Source organism: Anaerospora sp. (assembly GCF_032013335.1).
Taxonomy (GTDB): Bacteria; Bacillota; Negativicutes; order Sporomusales; family DSM-15969; genus Anaerospora.
The window spans coordinates 53132-73351 of sequence record NZ_DALZUO010000001.1; the positions used below are offsets into that span (position 1 = coordinate 53132).

Annotated in this window: 19 protein-coding genes and 1 riboswitch; of the genes, 2 read left to right on the forward strand and 17 right to left on the reverse strand. The window is 41.9% G+C overall.

Annotation, left to right across the window (positions count from 1 at the left end; translation table 11 throughout):
• Positions 1–14: 14 nt before the first annotated feature.
• The 11 genes from RTR76_RS00290 to RTR76_RS00340 all read right to left on the reverse strand — a co-directional run bounded on the left by RTR76_RS00290 (position 15) and on the right by RTR76_RS00340 (position 11716).
• Positions 15–1028 carry a molybdopterin-binding protein gene (locus RTR76_RS00290; protein WP_312516137.1) on the reverse strand — a complete coding sequence of 338 codons (1014 nt, stop codon included), beginning with the start codon at positions 1026–1028 and terminating at the stop codon, positions 15–17.
• Positions 1029–1203: 175 nt separating this feature from the next.
• Positions 1204–1692 carry a MogA/MoaB family molybdenum cofactor biosynthesis protein gene (locus tag RTR76_RS00295; RefSeq protein WP_312515196.1) on the reverse strand — a complete coding sequence of 163 codons (489 nt, stop codon included), beginning with the start codon at positions 1690–1692 and terminating at the stop codon, positions 1204–1206.
• A gap of 75 nt (positions 1693–1767) precedes the next feature.
• Positions 1768–2169: a hypothetical protein gene (locus RTR76_RS00300; RefSeq protein ID WP_312515199.1), complete on the reverse strand. Its 402-nt coding sequence runs from the start codon at positions 2167–2169 to the stop codon at positions 1768–1770.
• Positions 2156–2734 carry a UbiX family flavin prenyltransferase gene (locus RTR76_RS00305; RefSeq protein ID WP_312515201.1) on the reverse strand — a complete coding sequence of 193 codons (579 nt, stop codon included), beginning with the start codon at positions 2732–2734 and terminating at the stop codon, positions 2156–2158. Before RTR76_RS00305 ends, RTR76_RS00300 begins: the two co-directional genes overlap by 14 nt.
• A gap of 183 nt (positions 2735–2917) precedes the next feature.
• Complete coding sequence (locus RTR76_RS00310) at positions 2918–4411, reverse strand: UbiD family decarboxylase (RefSeq protein ID WP_312515204.1); 1494 nt, start codon at positions 4409–4411, stop codon at positions 2918–2920.
• 63 nt (positions 4412–4474) lie between these two features.
• Positions 4475–5824 carry an MFS transporter gene (locus tag RTR76_RS00315; protein ID WP_312515206.1) on the reverse strand — a complete coding sequence of 450 codons (1350 nt, stop codon included), beginning with the start codon at positions 5822–5824 and terminating at the stop codon, positions 4475–4477.
• Between the two features lie 261 nt (positions 5825–6085).
• Positions 6086–6517, reverse strand: a complete 432-nt coding sequence (locus RTR76_RS00320) for an MOSC domain-containing protein (protein ID WP_312515209.1) — start codon at positions 6515–6517, stop codon at positions 6086–6088.
• Positions 6518–6539: 22 nt separating this feature from the next.
• Positions 6540–7013: a cyclic pyranopterin monophosphate synthase MoaC gene (moaC, locus tag RTR76_RS00325; protein ID WP_312515212.1), complete on the reverse strand. Its 474-nt coding sequence runs from the start codon at positions 7011–7013 to the stop codon at positions 6540–6542.
• Between the two features lie 37 nt (positions 7014–7050).
• On the reverse strand, positions 7051–8034 hold the full coding sequence (gene moaA / locus RTR76_RS00330; protein WP_312515214.1) for a GTP 3',8-cyclase MoaA: 984 nt from the start codon (positions 8032–8034) through the stop codon (positions 7051–7053).
• A 246-nt stretch (positions 8035–8280) separates the two neighbouring features.
• A complete protein-coding gene (locus RTR76_RS00335) occupies positions 8281–9132 on the reverse strand; it encodes a 4Fe-4S dicluster domain-containing protein (protein ID WP_312515217.1) in 852 nt (283 codons plus the stop codon).
• Positions 9133–9136: 4 nt separating this feature from the next.
• Positions 9137–11716 carry a molybdopterin-dependent oxidoreductase gene (locus RTR76_RS00340; RefSeq protein ID WP_312515220.1) on the reverse strand — a complete coding sequence of 860 codons (2580 nt, stop codon included), beginning with the start codon at positions 11714–11716 and terminating at the stop codon, positions 9137–9139.
• A gap of 460 nt (positions 11717–12176) precedes the next feature.
• Here RTR76_RS00340 and RTR76_RS00345 point away from each other — a divergent pair, with 460 nt between their 5' ends.
• Positions 12177–13073: a LysR family transcriptional regulator gene (locus tag RTR76_RS00345; protein ID WP_312515223.1), complete on the forward strand. Its 897-nt coding sequence runs from the start codon at positions 12177–12179 to the stop codon at positions 13071–13073.
• A gap of 106 nt (positions 13074–13179) precedes the next feature.
• On the opposite strand, the gene RTR76_RS00350 is transcribed toward RTR76_RS00345, so the two are convergent.
• From RTR76_RS00350 to RTR76_RS00375, 6 genes are all read right to left on the reverse strand, one after another.
• A complete protein-coding gene (locus RTR76_RS00350) occupies positions 13180–14184 on the reverse strand; it encodes a branched-chain amino acid ABC transporter permease (protein WP_312515226.1) in 1005 nt (334 codons plus the stop codon).
• Positions 14185–14213: 29 nt separating this feature from the next.
• Positions 14214–15083, reverse strand: coding sequence for a branched-chain amino acid ABC transporter permease (locus RTR76_RS00355; RefSeq protein ID WP_312515229.1), 870 nt, complete (start codon positions 15081–15083; stop codon positions 14214–14216).
• Between the two features lie 34 nt (positions 15084–15117).
• Positions 15118–15855: an ABC transporter ATP-binding protein gene (locus RTR76_RS00360; protein ID WP_312515232.1), complete on the reverse strand. Its 738-nt coding sequence runs from the start codon at positions 15853–15855 to the stop codon at positions 15118–15120.
• The gene (locus RTR76_RS00365; RefSeq protein WP_312515235.1) at positions 15852–16568 is read right to left on the reverse strand and encodes an ATP-binding cassette domain-containing protein; all 717 of its coding nucleotides are present in this window, start codon (positions 16566–16568) and stop codon (positions 15852–15854) included. The genes RTR76_RS00360 and RTR76_RS00365 overlap by 4 nt, the downstream gene beginning before the upstream one ends.
• 137 nt (positions 16569–16705) lie before the next feature.
• On the reverse strand, positions 16706–17983 hold the full coding sequence (locus RTR76_RS00370; protein WP_312515238.1) for an ABC transporter substrate-binding protein: 1278 nt from the start codon (positions 17981–17983) through the stop codon (positions 16706–16708).
• Between the two features lie 333 nt (positions 17984–18316).
• Positions 18317–18622, reverse strand: a complete 306-nt coding sequence (locus RTR76_RS00375; RefSeq protein ID WP_312515241.1) for a hypothetical protein — start codon at positions 18620–18622, stop codon at positions 18317–18319.
• 239 nt (positions 18623–18861) lie between these two features.
• A riboswitch (molybdenum cofactor riboswitch) is annotated at positions 18862–18981 on the forward strand.
• 124 nt (positions 18982–19105) lie between these two features.
• Between RTR76_RS00375 and RTR76_RS00380 the strand changes: the two genes are divergently transcribed.
• Complete coding sequence (locus RTR76_RS00380) at positions 19106–20086, forward strand: LysR family transcriptional regulator (protein ID WP_312515244.1); 981 nt, start codon at positions 19106–19108, stop codon at positions 20084–20086.
• The last annotated feature ends 134 nt before the right edge of the window (positions 20087–20220 follow it).

Consider the following 20220-nt stretch of genomic DNA (forward strand, 5'->3'; position numbering starts at 1 on the left):
CCTCCCATTCGCATTTATGCTCCCGTCCCAAATGAACAAGCCGGATACAGGCACACATCACACTCCAGACATAAACCTCCCATGCCTAATTTCACAATAAGCGGTCTGGTAATCACTTGTTCTGTCAAAACGAGTGGAAGAACCAAATCGAAAATAGTGGTTCGATGGTACATAACACAGCCCGGAAGACCCAGAATAGGTATTCTCCCCAGATACGCCACCATCAGCATCGCTCCCGGCAATACAGGAGCACCATAAGTAACGATTTCAGCTCCTGCTTTTTTAATGCCACTGGGAGTCACATCATCAGGATCAACTGACATTCCGCCGGTAGTCAGGATCAGCTCTGCGCCGTTATTGATTAGTGTTTTGACAGCGTTAGCTATCAGTTCTGCATCATCGGGAACAATAATGTGTTGAATGACGTGGCTGCCATAGGCTTCGACTTTTTCCCTAACTACTGGTCCAAACCTATCTTCAATACGTCCATGAAAAACCTCACTGCCTGTTGTTATAATCCCTACGTTGTAGGAAGTATATTTTTTTATGGATACAACCTCACTGCCATGAGCGAGGTTATCTACCATGTCCAGTTTCTGTTCATCAATGACTAACGGCACAACACGAACGCCTGCAATTTTATCGCCTTCTTTAACCGGCCTGCTGTTATTACGGGTTGCAACTACTACTTCTTCAATTGAGTTGATTGCAAGCAATATCTCTTCTTTTATCGAGCATAATCCATCATACTCGGCAATCATGCCGACCTTACCTTCATTGGGTTCCGTAAGTACGATTCCCTGCCCCTTTAATGCCTGCCCGATACGCAAGCCGGCCTCATTTTCATGAACAAAGCCCGGCCTGACTTCCCAAATATAGATATGCTCTTTTCCTAATTTTAAAAGATGAGGAATATCTTCCCTTGTGACGATATGCCCTTTCTTGAATGCCCGCCCCTTATATTCTCCAGGAACAATCTTTGTAATATCGTGACACAGCACACAGCCTACTGCATCTTCTACTCTCATTACCTGCACACAAGACAACTCCTTTTGCTTTTTGTTTATAAGCAGAGTTTATAAGTTTTTCTTTTTTCACCATTAGAACAACTTGTTTTATATTGTAAACTACTTAACTAGGCAATACCGTTAAGGTTTATTGCCTAGTTTGATAGTAAAGCCCATGTACTGGTAATACGCTAATCTATCCTTGTCCGCATTCGACTGCAGTTCCTTTAATGATACCAAGAGCGTGATCTAACACTGGTAAAATAGCTTCCAGTGACTCTTGTACACCTTTGACACTGCCAGGTAAATTAACAATTAACGTCTTTCCTCTAATTCCAGCTGCCGCTCGTGAAAGCATGGCTTTTGGGGTCTTCTGCAGTCCATAATACCGCATAGCCTCCGCGATTCCCGGCGCAGGCTTTTCAATCATGTCCATTGTGGCCTCCGGTGTTACATCACGCTCAGAAAAACCGGTACCGCCTGATGTAAGCAGCAGCGCTAACGATAACTCATCGCATACATGGCTGATTGCTTGCTTAATTTGTTCTTTTTCATCGGGTATCATATTGTAATATTCGATACTATATGTTAATCCAAGAGACTCCCTTATCTGTTGGCCGCTCCTGTCTTCTCTTTCTCCTCTTGCCCCTTTATCGCTCATAATAAGAATGCCGAATTTGTACATTTGATTTCCTCCCTGCAGACCACTATGCAAATAAGACTGCCGCCATTTACATCACAAACCGTAACACAGCCCGTATTATCTACTTTTAAGCCGTTCCACTAAATTGCTTATTGCCTTTGTGCAGTTATCCGTCATTTTACTAAGGTCTGTTGCTTTGGCATCATCGATATGAATTCCTGCGATTACCGTTACTGCACAATTCAATGCAGAAGCAATTTGCAGCGAGATCATTCGGGCTAAGTCATCCTCTTTATGACCTGTAACGCACAAAACAGAAGCACTTGCAGAAATCCGTTCAGGATCAGCCAAACTCGGACGAGGTACAGCCAAAGCTACCGCTCCTATATGATATCTGGTCCCACCTTCTATAACGACAACTATATCTTTGCCGCATATAAGGGCCGAGGCTTCAACTCTATGTACTCCCTCTCCCCAGCTTTCCTGGAGTTTTTCCGTTTGGCTTCTACTTGCGTCCATTTTCTTTTACTCCTTTCCAGGGAACAAACTCACTAAAAGATAGATTGAACATCATTAAAATCTTACCAATGAGATGGTTAATCATATCTTGAATCGAATTCGGATTATTGTAAAACGTCAACATAGGCGGAAGAATTACACAGCCATGCCGGGCAGCCTTCGCCATGTTCTTTAGATGAATGGAGCTTAAGGGGAGTTCTCGAGGAACAAGCACTACCTGACGCCTTTCCTTTAAACAAACATCTGCCGCACGTAGTAAAAGATTATCTGTGTAACCAGTGACAACTCCCGATAATGTCTTCATACTGCAAGGAATAATAATCATTCCGTCTGTTTTAAATGATCCGCTGGAAATCGGTGCGGCAAGATCGTTATTATCATGATAATAGTCCGCTAAAGCAATAACATCTTCCACATGTATATCGGTTTCATACTGTAGTGTTCGTTTTGCACCTTCAGTAATAACCAGATGAGTCTCACAATCTGGCAGCTCTGCTAACACTTTTAGTAAATTGACTCCTAAAATAACACCACTTGCTCCGGTAATTCCTACAATGATTCGCATGCGACTCTCCTCCTGCAGTACTTGGTTAAATAAGAGTTCAGAAATAATAGGGGTTTAAAATGAAAGAGCTCGTCCGAAAAAAAGAATGAGCGCAGGAAAAATGCAATCTCGTTTTCGGACGGTTGCCTCTTCCCTTTCATTTTTACATCACTTTAAGCAGCTGCCTTAGCAGAGCAGCATCCTTTATTTACTTTTATTAAATAACTCCGGCGCAAAACGGCTAGGATCTACTTCTTTGAACTTTGCCCTTTGAAAATGATCTTTTAATTTAAATGGTACTGTGCAATCAAAAATAACCTTGCAAGAAATGCCGCGATCCCGAATCATTGGATTAAATTCAGGGTTTTCTGAGGGATCTAGTGGATGGCAGCGTACGCCCGGTATGAAGATTGTATCAATATCTCCCTGATAGCGGGTATTAAGAGCCCACATTACATCATTACTATCAAAAGGGTCTACATCTTCGTCAACCAGAATCACATGCTTTAGCTCTGAGAATGCTGAAAAAGCAAGTAAGGCAGCTTGTCTTTGACGTCCCTCATCACTGGGAACACCTTTTTTAAACTGCATAATTGCCATATACTTGCCGCCGCCTGAAGAATGAGCATAAACATTCAACAACCGCCCCGGCATGGCTCTTTCCACCATCTCCAGGATACTAGCTTCTGTAGGAATACCGGCCATATTGACATGCTCTTCACTAGCTCCTATACAGGTTTGCATAATTGGATTGCGACGATGAGTGACAGCCTTTACTTTAATAATCGGCATAGAGGGAACAGCTGGGCCGGTGTAACCGGGGAATTCAGGCATAGCTTTTCCTGTATTCGTGTTTTGGTCCTCCCGGACACGTACTACCGGCAAAAGTTCGCCTTCAATAACATATTCCGCATTAGCAATCGCTTTTTCGTTAATTGTTAAGCATTGCACCATTTCAACGGCTTGATTGCGAATTGCCCCTGCAATACTTAATTCATCAAAGCCAAGTGGTGTTGTCGGTGGTTCAAAGCAAGAGCCAATAGCAACGGCTGGATCTACACCGATACTAATAGAAATAGGCAGCGGTTTACCTGCTTTTTCTGCCTTCTGATAGAAGTCACCAATGTGACGCGCTCCGGGGGTTATCCAAATAGACATTTCATCCTTACTTTGCAGGCATAACCGGTGAATAGTTACGTCTGACTTGCCGGTTTCCGGATCTGAGGCATAGCACATCCCCAGCGTAATATAAGGACCAGCATCCTCCTCCGTATTGGTGGGAGCGGGCACCAGCTTTCTGATATCAAAGCCTTCATCAGATGCATAGTGAACGACTTCCCGGCATTGAGCCTTTTCCGGGGAGACAAGTACCGGCGCAATCGCATTTTTCACTGCATTTTTTAGCAGAAAACCAAGCCGCTCCGGTTTTGTTCCCAGCATCAAAGCCACTCTTTCACGGCTGGCTAGAAGACCGATTACTACTTTGGCATCGTCATGTCCTTTAACATTATTAAAGACCATAGCTGGCCCAATCTGAGTCGGACGCTGTACTGTTCCACCAGCACCAACATAGCGATAAACACCCGATATCTCGGCATGAGGATCTACCTGTTCATCTGTTTCAATTAACTGCCCTGGCACCGTTTTTAACATCTCTAATGCCGAACGCAAATCAGTGATTTTTATTTCTGAAGACATGATCTATAACCTCCTCAATTTTAACTGGCACCATTCATTCACAACTGGAATTTTTGCTGTAAACTAAATAGATGTCGGTGTTTTGTTGCTCGGCTGTGCAATCGGAATTGCTCTGGTATGGTCCGTCGTGAAGCAGATTAAAATTGCTGTTATAACCGGGATACAAGCAAATATTGCTAAAGCGGTTGGACCGGAAATGCCAAAAGTCAACAACAAGCCGCCAAGCATTGGACCTACCGTCCCGCCAATACGACCAATTCCATAACCCCAGCCTGTGCCGAAGCCGCGAAATGCCAATGGATAATTTTGTGTCATATAGGAGCCGGCCACACCGTTTAGACCATGCTGCGCCGCACCTGTCAGGAACAATGCAATACCGAGCGTTAACGCATCCTTACTGCTGCCTACTGCGCTATCAATAAAGGTAAGTATTGCTAAAATAAGCAACCCAACAGTTAACGTAATTTTGCCGCCATATTTATCTTGCAGCCAGCCACAAAGAGGTATCCCTAGTATAAAGCCAAGATTCCAGATCATCGTGAACCCCAGACTCCACTCTAATGACCAGCCTTGCATTTTCATTAGTTGTGTTAACCAGGTAAGTACACCATAAATGAAGATGTAGTTTAAAAAGAAAACCAGCCAAAATATAATTGTGTTTCTGGCCATACCAGGTCCAAACAAACTAGCCAAACTAACAGTTCCTTTTTCAGAGGCTGCCAATTGATACTCATCGTCAGCTTGCGCCTTAAAGCCAGGATCAGCTGACTCTAATATTTTTGCAATTTTATCTTTTTGTCCTTTGGCTATTAAGAACGACATCGATTCTGGCAGGAAATACTGTGCAACCAAAAGCAGTAAAGGAATTGCAGTGACAAAGAACATCATTCTCCAGCCGTAATCATTCAAAACAACCAAACTTACTAATACAGCAATAACAGTACCAAGAGCCATACCGGAAGTAACCCAAACCACCAAACGGCTCCGGATCGCCTTCGGAGAATATTCCGACGTGAACGCAACCACAATGGGGAAAGCGCCTGCCAAACCAATACCGGCAATAAACCGATACATGGCAAATTCATTAAAACCACTTGAAAAACCTACGGCTATCGTAAAGATACAATAAACCGCTGTCGCAAGCATCAACGCTTTACCCTTGCCGATTTTGTCAGACAATGGTCCAAATACGAGAGAACCAAAGATCATACCAGCCATACCAAAACTGCCTAGTGCACCGATTTGGGCAGGGTTTAAGCCCCAGTCTTTAATCAGCGAAGGAATAACCAATCCAAAAACATTGATATTAAATCCTTCATTAATAACAGTTAGCCAACAAACAGTAAATATAAAAATGAAGAAATTATTAAACTTGCTATTAGCAATTACTTCAGAAACTAATATTGGACGCATTCTTTTCATTCCCCCAATTATAATTTCACTGGCCTAATATTTTCCTATGCATCGCTGCACATTTACCCATATAATTGCAATTATTTACATAATTCTGTTAATTAACTCTATTCCCTTCTTGCGATCCTCTTCACACATAAAACTAAATATTTACCTGCTTTTATATCACATACCACCTCCTAAACTAACTACTACCCTTCATCAATCCTCCTTTCGATGCGCTATTTTCAATGAATTGCTTATCTTGAAGGACAATTTGGACTAAATAACTTCAAGAGCATCTCCCACATTGATAATTCCGCCTTGCAAAACAGTAGCAAAAATCCCTTCTTTTGGCATAACACAATCGCCGGCCTGATAGTAAATAGCACAGCGATTATGACATTCCTTACCTATTTGGCTTACTTCTAAAAGTGCTTCTCCTATCCTTAGATGAGTGCCCACAGGTAATTGGGGTAAATTTATATTAATAGTTGTGATGTTTTCTGCAAAATCACCAGGATTTACGTCCAAGCCGGCTTGTCTCATTTTTTCAATACTCTCTAACGCCAATAAACTTACCTGCCTGTGAGCAAACCCAGCATGAGCATCTCCCTCTAACCCTAAATTAACTAGCAAATTCCCACTATAAATATTTTTTTTACGTTCACCCTTATTCAGGCTTGTACATACGGCTACAATCTTGCTCTTCATATCTTATGTCCCCTTTTTAACGTTACGCTTCGCGTTGATAATCGCCGCTCTTACCACCGGCTTTTGAATTGAGCCGAACATATTCGATAATCATGCCTTTCTCTACTGCTTTGCACATATCATAGATTGTTAATGCAGCTACGGATACCGCAGTTAGTGCCTCCATCTCCACTCCAGTCTTGCCTGCAGTCTTTACTGATGCAGTAATGATCACACGGCTAACGGCCTCATCCAATTCAAATTCAAGATTGACACCTGTTAGCATCAACGGATGACACATCGGAATGATTTGCCAGGTACTCTTTGCTCCCATAATGCCTGCAACCTGCGCCACCCCCAGGACATCACCTTTCCCGATTAAGCCGCGCTTGATTAATGACATCGTCTCGGGCAATACCTTTATTCTGCCTTCTGCAACTGCCTCTCTGTGACTATCAACCTTCAAAGAAACGTCCACCATATGCGCTCTGCCTGCTTCATTAAAATGTGTAAACACTAGTAATAATCCTCCTTCAAAGGATAGCTGGACTTTTCTACCCGCCAATTTGAGACATTCGCCGCTTAAAATCAGGATAGCCGCTTGACCGGCAAAGGGAATGGCCATTCGGTTTTTCGCTGACAGCCTCATGAAATAACCGGGCAAGTTCGCTATCACTTGCACCGTTGCGTAAGGGAGTTTTAACATCAATCTCCTTATTTGATAGTAAGCAGGGCCTAAGTTTGCCATCCGCAGTCAGTCGCAGACGATTGCATTCACCACAAAAATGATCGGAAATAGGCGTAATAAACCCAAATGTACCTCTAGCCTTAGGGAATTGGTAGTATTTTGCCGGTCCATTCCCCTGAACATTAATGACTGGCCGCAATGCCTGGCGGCCAACAGCCATACTCAACATTTTTTTTATAGTCCCAATATCCGGTCCGCTGCCAACTCCAGTACCGCCTATCGGCATGTATTCAATAAACCGTACAGAAATAGGATGACGGTAAACTTGTTGAATAAAATATGCTAAGTCAGCTTCAAGCAGTGATTCCGTCAATACTACATTGATCTTCAGCGGAGTCAGACCAGCATCTAAGGCACTTTCAATCCCGCGCAAAGTGTCATCAAGGCGGCCACAAGTAGTAATCCGTAGAAATCTGGCAGGATTGACTGTATCTAAACTAATATTTACCCGGTCTAAGCCAGCATTTTTCAAGTTATAAGCCATCTGTGGCAGCAGGCTGCCATTGGTTGTAAGCGATATATCATCAATAACTCCCATGGCCTTAATCTCGTGGATAAAGTTTGTAAGACCGCTTCTTACAAGCGGTTCCCCGCCTGTAAGTCGAATCTTGCTGATTCCTTCCCGACTAAAAACAGCGATTAACCGCAGTATTTCTTCATAGGTAAGAACTTCACTGTGGTCTAGCCAGTGAACCCCATTAGGAGGCATACAGTATACGCAGCGAAAATTACAACGATCAGTAACTGAAATCCGCAGATAGTTTACAACCCTGTTATGATTATCTATCATGACATCCTCCCCAACGAACAAATAGCACTGTAATAAGACCATCATTACAATCTGGAAATAAAGTGCTAACCACCTTATCAATAAAACCTATCTTTGCAAAAATACAAAACAGTTCTATTGATAAAGAGATTAATATTTCATATACTGCGGCTTCTGACTCATGATCTACTGAAAGCATTAGCATCATTTGCCTCAGCAGACCATGTTGAGCAGCAAGCCGTTTATCTAATCACATTGAATAGTCGGTTAAGAACAAGGATTTAGATAAAATACTCCTATGTTTATGCTGTCTTGCAATCTAACCGCTTTAGTTTGACTAACATAACCAGGATACTCGACAGTTACTGTATAATCCCCACTGTTAGGTTCCAGTTTATCGATTTTAAAGTCACTGTAGTTGTTAGTAGTAACTATCCAGGTTTGTTGAGAAGCTACATTCGTCAAGATCACTCTTGCATTGTCAGCACATTCCTTTTTATCATGCAATTCTACGCTGCCAGCAACATGACACTTGGTAAAGCGGAACAAATTTTTGTACCAAACACGAGGCTTCGTGCCGAACTCCGGATGGAGATATTCAAGACCCTCAGCATCCACCTTTTCCACCATCTCTTTATCCGTAGCATAGAAAAAGCTCAGTGAACCAGTGGGACAAGCAAAGGAACATCTAGGTTCTTTCCATTCGCCGCTATCCAGCAAATGGGCACACATGGTACATTTTTGCGGCAATTGACTCTCTTCGTTCCAGTAAATCACTTTGTAGGGACAAGCATCAACAATCTGCTTTTGACCCTTAGCTTTAATTGGATCAATAATAACAATACCATCTTCTCTTTTATAAATAGCGCCGTCTTGGGCGGCCTTCATGCAGGTAGGTTCGTCACAATGCATGCAGGCATAAGATAGGGAACATACATCCTGCAGGGGATATTGCCCTCTTTCTACATACAGAACATCCCGCCATTTCTGTCCAAGCCGCGGCTGGGCCTCGGCAAAGGGCAGATGATTATTATCCCAATGCTCGTCTTTGCAGCTGAGAAAGCAATTGTTGCAATCATGACATCTTGCAACATCTACGATCATATTGACTTTTTTCATTGTTTTATGCCTCCCATTTTTCAACTTCCACGAGATAAGAGTTTGCCGCCATACCACAAGAATTCTTAGTCATGAACCGTTTCGAATTCAAGATGTTAATGCAGCCGGACCGATCTGGTGAATTACCGGGCTCGCCCAAGGAATCGTAATCGGCGCAAGATTCATAAGTATGGCACGTACCGGGGGCAACTCGCTCAGTAAGCTGAGCGGCACAAATGACTGCTCCTCTATCGTTGTAGACCTTAATCAAATCATGTTGTTTAATTCCCCTGGCAGCTGCATCCTTAGGATTGATACGCCAGATCCAGTAGCGGTACCCATCTTCTTTCAACACTCTATGGTCTCTCAGCTCATTCAAATGGCTTTCTTTGCAGTCACCCATCGTGTGGAAGCTGAAACGAGGATGGGGAGCGATAGCCTGCAATGGATATTTGCCTGCATGAGCCGAATGATGGCCTTCCCAGGATTCAATATAACGGGTTACCGGGTGTCTCTCCATATCGTTAGGATCAAATCTCTCTAAACTCTTACTGACGAATTCCAGTTTGCCTGTTGGTGTCTGCAGCCCTTTACGTGCAACCTGTTGGTTGGGCCTTGGCCCCCAGTCAGGAGTGTCAATTTCACGATCTTCGGCAAACCAGCGCAGTGCCGGAGTCGGTTTTACACTCTTTGGCTTATTAGGAACAATATAATAGCCTTTTTCCAAGAACCGTTCCCAGGTAATGCCCTTCGGCAGGTCAGTCGCATGGAAGTACTGCTTAATCCAGTCCATCTCGGTTTTGCCGCCCTCGGTAAAGATATCCCAGATACCCAGCCGCTTAGCTAGCTCCGCAAAAATCTGATAGTCAGACTTAGACTCACCAAGAGGCTCAATGCATTTCATCTGCAAGGTAATAACCCGGTGGTTACATTGGCTGTAAGTATGAGGTATGTAGCCGGAGCAATTGGCAAATTCACTGATGTCCCAGCGCTCGAAGTTCGTGCAGGCCGGTAGTATGATATCAGCAAATTTAGCTTCACCTTCAAGCCAAATGCCTTGATTGACAACAAACGGTAGTTTCTTGGTCCTATACATCTTCACATAACGGTTAGTTTCCGTCATTGTACCGATGAAAGAACCGCCGTATTTATAATACATCTGGATCGGCGAATAACCGGGGGCCGGATACTCATATTTCTGGAACTGAGCCTCTACACTTGAACCGCAGAAGCCTTTCCCCCGCCATTCCAGCTTGCCTTCCAAAATCGCTTCTGGAATTCTGAGGCGCGGAATGTGCTGACCTTGAGGGTGATTGATTACACTGCCGACCGGTCTGCCATTTGCAAACATCCGGGTAGCAAACTCATAGCCTGCTGCAGAATTGTCGGTATCACAGGCAATCCCGCCTTCAGCATAACCAGGGAAGAAGAAGCTTTCGTCGCAAGGAGCGCCTTGTGTAGTTGACCAGATGTTGATGCCCGGTTTTCCCATACCTTGCATACCAATAAGACAAATCATCATCCGCGCCCATTCGTTGCCGGTAGTCGCTCTACACGCACCGCCCCAGCCACCAAGACCGCCTGCCGCAAGTGTAGTCGTCTTAGAAGCCCATTCGCGAGCCAATGCTTTTATTTCCCTAGCTGGAATTCCAGTTTCGTTCTCTCCCCACTGCGGATCTTTAGGAATACCGTCTTCTATGCCCAGAATATATTCTGACCACTTTTCAAAACCGTGCGTTCTGGTAGCCACATATTCTTTGTCATAAGTTCCTTCCGTAATCCATACATAGGCAATACTTGCTGCCAGAGCAGCATCTGTGCCAATGCGCGGTGCCATCCATTTGTCCCCGAAAATGCGTGCGCTATGGTTGTGGTAAGGATCAATAAACACCATTTTAACGCCAAGTTCCTTTAACCAGAAACGGCGTGGAGTGCTTTCGAACGCCGAGTAAATGCCGTTGTTCGTTTCCGGATCTGAAGACCAGAAGACCACCATTTCCGTATTCTGCAATCCATCCTCCAGCAGATCATACTGCGGAGGATTGCCAAGGCGCCAGCTGAAGCCCCAGTTATGCATACCGCCCCAGTGCCAGCCTTCCCAGCTATCCGGATTATGATCAGCATAAGTAAATCCAACCAAATTCATGAACCGCATATAAGCACTGAAACGATAACCAATATTGCCCCACAGGTGATGAGAGCCGGATGTACTTAGAATGGCAGCAGGACCGTAATCTTGTTTGATGCGTATCATTTCGCCTGCAACTATATCCAAGGCTTCTTCCCAACTAATTCTTTCATAACCCGAAACACCACGATTTTCTTCATTTCTCTCACCATTTACATCGAAGTCCACCCTCTTCATTGGGTAAAGCAGGCGTTTAGGTGAATAGATTTGAGATTTCCAAGCTGCAGTAACCGGAGTAATCGTAGTTTTACGCGGCGGTGTAAATGTTCTGCCTCTAGCTTCAATTTCCCAAGACGGAGCATCTTCATCAGTCAATTCCATTGGATACATGCGCACAATTTTGCCGGATTCAACATCTACATCAACAAATACCGGCCCACCAGTACTGCTGTTTGTGAATCTTTTTGTCTCTCCCATTTTGTTCCTCCTCCAATTAAATAATTCAACAGTTTGGCACATTGATATTCAGGCGTTTAACTATACCAATCGTTTCTTAGGCAATATCAAAATCTCGTTAAGCAAACATAATCATTCACCCCCCCTCAATAAATAGAATTTTTAAATAATTAAAATAATAACATGAGTGTTTTGCACAAAATCACATAATAAGTAAATATTATTTAAGCATTACTTATTCTAATGAAAATATTCATACTAATGGTTAAATTTTCGAGCTCACTGCACACAATACTAAAATTTTTTAATTATCATAATTTTACATCTTTTATTTCGATAAGTAAATATTATTATAGAATTATTTTTTCTAATATTACATTGCTTTAATATCTAAACATTATATAAGCTAGTATTCAAAATTTGCCGATTGTCATGTAAAAATGTATAATTATAGTGGAAATGCTATATTCTGGAGGAAAAAGTGGATATTCAAAAATTAAAATACTTTGTCTCAGTTGCAGAATCACTAAGTTTTACCGAAGCGGCTGTACAACACAACATATCGCAGTCAGCGATAAGCCAACAGATTTCTGAATTGGAAAGACAATTAGATACCCCGCTCATTGTCCGTAATAAACGCCCCTTACAGTTAACCTGGGCTGGTAAGATACTCTTAGAAGAATCACACACCTTAATCGCTGCTTCTAATGAGGCATTAAAAAAAATACAGCTAGCTTCCACGGGAATGACTGGATATTTAAAGATAGGTTTTTTAGGAGGAATTGAAAAGGTTTTTTTACCGCAAGCAGTCAGAGAATTCCGGCAAAACTATCCCAATATCTATGTAAGTATGCATCAATATAACTGGGCTGAAATTAATGAAGCGCTAATGAGAGAAGAATTAGACATAGGCTTTACCCTATCCCACAATCTTGATAAATTCCCCAATTTGGTCGGCAAAGAACTACGAAGTGACTTTCTTTGTGTAGCAATTCATTGCAGCCATCCTTTGGCTTCGCAAGAAACGATTAATGTTTCGGATTTAATTAACGAATCATTTGTTACATTTACCCGGAAAGCGGACTACCTACTGAACGATTTAACTTATAAAATATGTTCAGCAAACGGATTTACACCAAATGTAGTAAATCAGAGCCGTGATTTATCAGCTCTATTGTTTATGGTCGAAGCTGGTTTAGGAATAATGGTCGTTCCCGGACCTGTACGGGAAGTAGCCAGTCCAGATCTTCGCCTTATTGAGCTGACTAACCCACACAGCGAATTTAATGTTATGGTTGTCTGGAATCAAAATAACTTAAATGCGTCTATCCCGGTCTTCGCTAACCATCTATCCAGTTATCCCGTACCGAGAAATTAAAATCCAATACATATAAATGACAGGATTGTTTGTCATACGTATTCGGGACTACAAATGTAGCCCCGTTTTTTGTTCGCCAATAAGCACAACATTCAGATAACTGAGATTAGAAGATGGTTTTATCTGATCTTTTTACCCATCTTCTTGTGGAAAAAATTTCAAATCCCCAATAGTCATGAACTGCTCCCATAATACCCCTAGGCGCTAACAGAATAATGATAATTGCAATAATCCCTAATATAATCATGCTAATTCCCGGATAATCGTAAAGATATTGCTTCAATAACACATAAAATACTGCGCCTAGTATCGGCCCTTCTACCGTACCGATTCCACCAATAATAACCATAAAAACCATAGCGACCGTCCAGTCGATCCCGAACGCGGCATATGGCTGAACATACGCAATAGACAAATATAATGCACCACCGGTAATGCCGGTAACAAAAGCCGATATCAAAAAACACTTTAATTTTGTATTATATATTTCAATACCGATAGTCTCAGCGGCCGATTCATTATCTCTCATAGCCATTAATGCAAGACCCAGTTTAGAGCGTAAAAGAGCATGTACCAAACCGACAGCTCCCAAACCTACGACTGCAGCAATATAATACATATCAGTTGTTGTCAAATCGTAAGAAACGGTTATGTTGAATCCTTGACCAGACCTAACATACGTCCAGTTACTAAAATACACAGCCAATGCTTCGGCTGCAATCCACGTGCCTATTGAAAAATAAACACCACGCATTTTAAATATTGGCTGGGAAATAACCAAAGCAAAGATAACGGAAACAATCCCACCTACCAACAGACCTATTATCATCGGCAGATGATAATTTTCTGTAATGACTGCCAGGGCATAGCCTCCTAAACCAATAAACATTTGTTGTCCAAGTGAAACTAAGCCGGCATATCCACCAAGTAAATTCCACATCTGACCTAGAGCCATGTATAAAAAAATTTGAACCATAATCATCACTATGTTTTCATTGACCCCTAACGGCAAAATACCAAGTGCCGCTAGTAGTATTATAGGAACACATAAGCGAGCGTTGCTCTTAAAGCGTTCCGTTGACAGGATTTGCATTGTTATAACTCTAAACAATCACATAACCTCCCTAAGGATCTAACATTCTATTTTCTTGATGCTGTTGAAAGAAGCCCTTCAGGTTTAACTGTTAGTATAAGCAACAAAACCAGATACCCAGCTAGCAATTGATAACCGGAACCAAAAAAGTAAGCGCCAAGCAGCTGAGCAAGCCCTAGTATTACTCCTCCTAACAAAGTGCCAAGCAGGCTCCCCATCCCGCCAATGACTACAACGCCAAAAGCAATAATTAAATACTGGGTACCGGTAGACGGGTAAAAAATGAAGGTCATTCCTACCAACAGCCCGGCAATTGCAGCTGATGCCATTGCCAGAGCCATAGCGTAGCTAAAAACTTTTTTCGTATCTACACCCATAAGTTCGGCAGCGTGAATATTGTCAGAAGCAGCCCTTACCGATCTGCCAAAATAAGTATATTGAAGTATACAATGCAGCACAATAATAACACAGATCGCGATAACGAAATTCAGCAGATATACAGCAGATACTGAGAAAAGATTAGTAGAAAAAACATTTGCTGTTGCAAACGAACTAGAAATCGAGCGAGCGTCAGCCCCAAAGAACAACAATAACGTATTTGAGAGACAAATAGAAACGCCAAATGTTGTGAGCAGTGCTGGCTCGGCCCCTTTATCCAGTACCCTATTGATCAAAAATCCTTGGATAAAAAAACCAATTGCCGCCATGATTACAACTGTCATCACTATGGCAGCCCATACACTGCCAACAAGCTGAGCAAGCAAGGTCATACATACAAATGCACCAACTATAATTAAATCACCGTGAGCCAAATTGGTTAATCCCATAACTCCGAATATCAGGGACATTCCAATCCCAATTACCGCATATAATCCACCTAATAAGAGTCCATTAAGCACGGATTGTATGATTTCCATATGCAATTTCTCCTTAAACCGGTTTTTTAGCTTATCAGCAATTTATGTACTTATTAAGACCAAAATAAGCATCCTGAACATCTCCCTCAAGAAGTTCAGATGACTTCCCTTCCAATACAATCCTGCCTTTTAACATTACATAACTATAATGGGAATATTTCAGGCTTCGCCTAACATCCTGCTCTACTAAAACAATGGTTAGCCCTTCTTCATTAATTTCTTTTATCGTCGAATATATATCCTGTATAATTATTGGGGCTAAGCCCAAGGAAATTTCATCACAAAACAGGAGTTTAGGTTCAGACATGATTGCTCTGGCAATAGCCAGCATCTGACGCTGTCCACCGCTTAAATAAGAGGCTTGCTGCCCAGCTTTCTCTTTAAGAACTGGAAAGAGCCTATATACTTTTTCCAACTTAGCTGCAGTATTTACCCTGTTATGCGGCAAATAAGCACCCATTAGCAGATTTTCCTTCACTGTCATTTTTTGAAAAATACTGCTGCCTTCCGGAGACAGGGATACACCCTTTGCTACAATTCTATTTGTCTGCATTCCATCAATCTTATCTCCAAGAAACAAAATTGAACCGCTGGTAGGCTTATTAATACCTAATATTGTATTAAGCAATGTCGACTTTCCAGCGCCATTAGAGCCAATAATAGAAACAATAGAATTTCTTCTAATCTTTAATGAAATTTCATGCAAAGCTTGAAGTTCCCCATAATGCACATTTAAATTATTTATTTCTAATAAAAAATCTTTGCTGGTCATTCTTCAATCGCCCCTAAATATACTTCATGTACTTTTTTTGATTGCATGACAAGCCCAGGCAAATCACAGATCACATTTTCTCCTTCTGATACACACAACACTCTATCCGTGCCTTGAGACATTGTTCTTAGCACATGCTCTATCCAGATAATACTGATACCTTTTTCCTTAATACCTTTAACCATAGTAAGAATGTCCGTGATCTCTGAATCAGTCAGCCCTCCAGCAACCTCATCAAGCAATAGTATCTTGGGATTTCCAGCCAAAGCACGGGCAATTTCGAGCCTCTTACGGTCTAAGAGCCCTAATTTTCCGGCATACCAATCCCCCTTGTTACTCAAATCAGTCATCTGCATTATTTTCATAGCTCTAGTCTTCGCTTCTTTTTCGCTGATCTGGCTGCTATAAACTCCTCCTACAACAATGTTTTCAAATACCGTCATCTTTTCAAACGGGCGAGGCACCTGGAAGGTACGGCCAAGTCCCATTCTACATCGCTCAGTTATATTTTTTGTTGTTATATCTTGCCCGCAAAAAAAGATCTTTCCCTTAGTGGGCCGTAAGATTCCGGTTAAGATATTGAGCATCACGGTTTTTCCTGATCCATTTGGTCCTATTACCCCTAGGACCTCATTCTTCTCTACACTAAATGTAAGTGACTTAAGAACATGATGATTGCCAAAAGATATCCCAATATCTTCAACATTCAACACTGAATCCACCGCCTTCACCTCCGTTCATTGCTAAAATTCTTGCACTAAAGACTAAGTAACTGCAAAGCCCTATAGAGTTTGCAGTTACTTACGTCATTCACTTCCATCATGGCATTAGAAAAGACTCTAATACCTTATTATCGCGAACTTGGCATATCCTTCATAGCCTCTGCCGATAAAGGTACAATTGGCATTTTTTTATTGCTGATAATATTCATTTCCCATGGCCAGGTTTTACCTTTTACCCATTGACCACCTACAAGTAAGGTCTCGGCCAAATTTTGATCATTATACTGAATATGCCCTACCACGGTGTCAATATTTGTAGACTTAATGGCTTCTCTGAGCTTATTTCTGTCAAGTGATTGAGCCCGTTTTAAAGCGTCAACTACTATTTCCATGCTGGCATGTTTATACCCCAGCGTAGCCATCGGCTGCCTGCCTGACAGATCAGTCCACATTTTAGCTAATTCTAATGATGTCTGCCCTGTTAAAGACGACTTGTTGCCAGATACCGGGCTCCACCAAACCTCAGTGGTCAGACCTTCCCCTAAGTCATCTCCTAACGCAGCAATATCTGCGGGAAATAAAATAGCTTTTGCAGCACTCATAACTTTGGGAACTAATCCTTGCTGCTTCATTTGTTTCCAGGCCGTCGCAAAATCAGGAGGTATTTGCATTGCAAGAACAATATCTACATCAGCCTGCTTAAATTGGTTAATCATCGCAGTATAATCTTTCGTATTTGGAGGGAATCTGCCTGGATCAACCAGCGAATACCCTCTTTCCGGAGCCTTTTTCTTTAACATGTCTGCAATAGCCATTCCATCAGGATCATTGGGGGCAATAAGTCCAATCTTCTTATTCGTAGACAATTGATCCCACATATCCAAATAAACATCAACTAAGGAGTGTACTTTCCAAAAAGCATGGTAATTCCAAGTATAAGGACCACCTGAAAGCCAGGCATCTGATAATGCATCGACAGTTATACAAGGAATTTTGTGACGTTCAGCTGCTGCAGCAACGGGATTAACCGTATCAGGGGTATGAGCAGCCATTAGCAAATCTACTTTATCCTGCAGAATTAATTTATTAGCTGCTTCGGCAGCTTTGGTAGGGTTACTCTCAGAATCGGCAACTATGATTTTAATGGGTAACTTCTTGCCATATTCTGCAATATAGATCCCACCTTCCTTATTAATTGCCTCAATTGCCTTTTCCTCAATTTGCGGTGTTCCAGTTCCAAACGATGCTAATGGCCCGGTAACCGGATTCACCCTCCCAATTAAGATGTAATCCTTTTGCGCTTTTACCGGTACGTCACTTTTTCCACATCCGGCTAGCATAACAACAACCACCATCATAATGATGAGCAGTGTTGTTGTTAGCTTAGCCATTTTAAAATGAATCACTTTTTTCCCCTCTTTTCCTGTTTTATTTTTCCCATCTCATAAACAGAGTTTATAAGATAAAAAAACACTAAAGTTGCTTATACGGTCAGCAGTTTATCTTTAATATAAAATAAGAATATCTTCTACTTACATTAGATCTTCTTCTATTATATTCTTTAAAAAACAAAGATACAAGAACTTTTTTAATAGTTTGAATTTTTTATTTTTAGCAGCTCAATACCGCCTATTCTGCCCAGTCTGACTACATTACCACTGAAGCAAAAACTATAATACAAATAAAAATACACCTCCCATCATAAACATTAGAGGTGTATTAGGGGAAATTTATAAGTATCACTCCTGGTTTGAAGTCTGTACACGCACAATGCATACTTCTTTTCCATCTTCAATACCATATGTCTCGCCTAAATCAGGTTCCGCTTTAATTGTAGCCTCATATTCATCTTTTGTATACGTAAGCTTGCCTCCATTTTTGTGGCATAGAACTTTTAAATGTGTCATCAGCAATCTTGCTCCTGATGAAATTTCCTCAGCCCTTTTCGTCAGTTCTTTAATTGCCAATACCAACTCTTCTCTACTCATTAATTCTAGTTGCGCATCTAAACTAATTTTCTCTTCCTGTATCAATTCTTCATTCATTTTTATAGCCTCCTTACTTTATTTTATGCCTGCCAATAAGGCGGCATATAGCAAAATTAATTTTACAATTCTAATAATTCAACCACAATAGAACTTATCCTTCTTTCTCTATAACATTTTCTTATAAAATCTATTTAAGCTCTTGCATTTATACTAAAACTAACAATATAATATAAATAGTGTTCCATTGTTCATTTTTGTTGGTTAATGTTTGTTTCACTATAAGTCAGTTTCTCAACTAAATAGCGTCGCTCCTTAGCTGACTCACCTAACCCTTACAGAGATATGGTGCTTAAGCCGATCGGCATAGCGGGAAACGGCTATGTCTCCCATTGGAAAGGAGCAATATTTCAAATAAGGGTGCAATTATTTTGCACCTGTTTGAAGTCATTGCCAGGCCCTTCCAACAGTATGGGCTTGGCATTTTATTTTTCATCAGCCTATGATCCGAGGACAATATTATGATTGGAGGGTATGACACATATGAGCACTGAGTCAAAAAACCGACTTAAAATTTCCGGCGGATTGGAAGACATCCAGAAATTAAGATACTTTATTGCACTTGCAGAGTGTTCAAGCTTTACGGAAGCAGCCGCGCAACTAGGCATTTCACAAAGTGCGGTTAGCCAACAGATGGCCGAACTTGAACGACTGATAGAAGCACCCTTATTCATCCGCAGCAACCGTCAATGTCAGTTAACTCATGTCGGTAAGGTATTACTAAAGGAGGCTTTCTTTCTAGTAGCGAAATCAGATGAAGCCTTCAAGAAGGTTCATTTAGCCGCAAAGGGAGTTACCGGACAACTGCGGATTGGCTATTGGGGCGGCATAGAGAAAACTTTTTTACCGCAGGCCATTTATGACTTCCGCTCAGTGAATCCCGAAGTTCACTTTAGCTTACACCAATATAATTGCGAAGAACTCAACAAAGCTTTAATGCGCGAAGATATCGATATTGGGTTTTCCACAAGCTATGGATTCGATCATTTTCCTGAACTAGCTGCAAAAACACTCTTCACCGATTCTATGTGCATCGTTATCCATCGCAGCCACCGCTTGGCTTCAGAAAGTTACATCAATATCGCCGACCTGGCAAACGAACAGTTTGTTACATTCCATCCACAGGCAGACTATCTCTCACACGATCACACCCTCCAGCTTTGTGCTGAAAATGGGTTCATACCGCAGAACCCAATCCTCTGCCATGACTTAGCGACTATTTTACTCACGATAGAATCTGGGTTAGGAGTGGCCATTCTACCCGGCTCTATCCGTGAAGCCGCCGGACGCGGCCTGCGTATGATTGAAGCTGGTCCCCTCGCACAGCATCTGGAGATTATGGTTACTTGGAAAAAGAATAATTCCAATGCATCCATTCCTGCTTTCGTAGACAAACTAGAATCCTTGAATTCTATTCGATTACTTAAGGTCAACGCGCGGACGCCAAGATCCCATTCAGCCTGATTTAACGCTTGCTACCAACTGTAAAAAAGGGCCCCTCTGCCAAAGGGCCCCTGTAAGTAGACCAGATAAAAAGTACTGCCTTGGTATGCCACCCCTTAGTAGACAGGAAGTATGATTAAAACGTACAACTTGTT

Bases quoted from the DNA above. Each gene is read 5' to 3' on its own strand.
- RTR76_RS00335 (WP_312515217.1), bottom strand. From the start codon at position 9,132: ATGAAAAAAGTCAATATGATCGTAGATGTTGCAAGATGTCATGATTGC.
- RTR76_RS00305 (WP_312515201.1), bottom strand. From the start codon at position 2,734: ATGCGAATCATTGTAGGAATTACCGGAGCAAGTGGTGTTATTTTAGGA.
- RTR76_RS00310 (WP_312515204.1), bottom strand. From the start codon at position 4,411: ATGTCTTCAGAAATAAAAATCACTGATTTGCGTTCGGCATTAGAGATG.
- RTR76_RS00360 (WP_312515232.1), bottom strand. From the start codon at position 15,855: ATGACCAGCAAAGATTTTTTATTAGAAATAAATAATTTAAATGTGCAT.
- RTR76_RS00315 (WP_312515206.1), bottom strand. From the start codon at position 5,824: ATGCGTCCAATATTAGTTTCTGAAGTAATTGCTAATAGCAAGTTTAAT.
- RTR76_RS00340 (WP_312515220.1), bottom strand. From the start codon at position 11,716: ATGGGAGAGACAAAAAGATTCACAAACAGCAGTACTGGTGGGCCGGTA.
- RTR76_RS00300 (WP_312515199.1), bottom strand. From the start codon at position 2,169: ATGGACGCAAGTAGAAGCCAAACGGAAAAACTCCAGGAAAGCTGGGGA.
- RTR76_RS00295 (WP_312515196.1), bottom strand. From the start codon at position 1,692: ATGTACAAATTCGGCATTCTTATTATGAGCGATAAAGGGGCAAGAGGA.
- RTR76_RS00375 (WP_312515241.1), bottom strand. From the start codon at position 18,622: ATGAATGAAGAATTGATACAGGAAGAGAAAATTAGTTTAGATGCGCAA.
- RTR76_RS00355 (WP_312515229.1), bottom strand. From the start codon at position 15,083: ATGGAAATCATACAATCCGTGCTTAATGGACTCTTATTAGGTGGATTA.
- RTR76_RS00320 (WP_312515209.1), bottom strand. From the start codon at position 6,517: ATGAAGAGCAAGATTGTAGCCGTATGTACAAGCCTGAATAAGGGTGAA.
- RTR76_RS00290 (WP_312516137.1), bottom strand. From the start codon at position 1,028: ATGAGAGTAGAAGATGCAGTAGGCTGTGTGCTGTGTCACGATATTACA.
- RTR76_RS00380 (WP_312515244.1), top strand. From the start codon at position 19,106: ATGAGCACTGAGTCAAAAAACCGACTTAAAATTTCCGGCGGATTGGAA.
- moaA (WP_312515214.1), bottom strand. From the start codon at position 8,034: ATGATAGATAATCATAACAGGGTTGTAAACTATCTGCGGATTTCAGTT.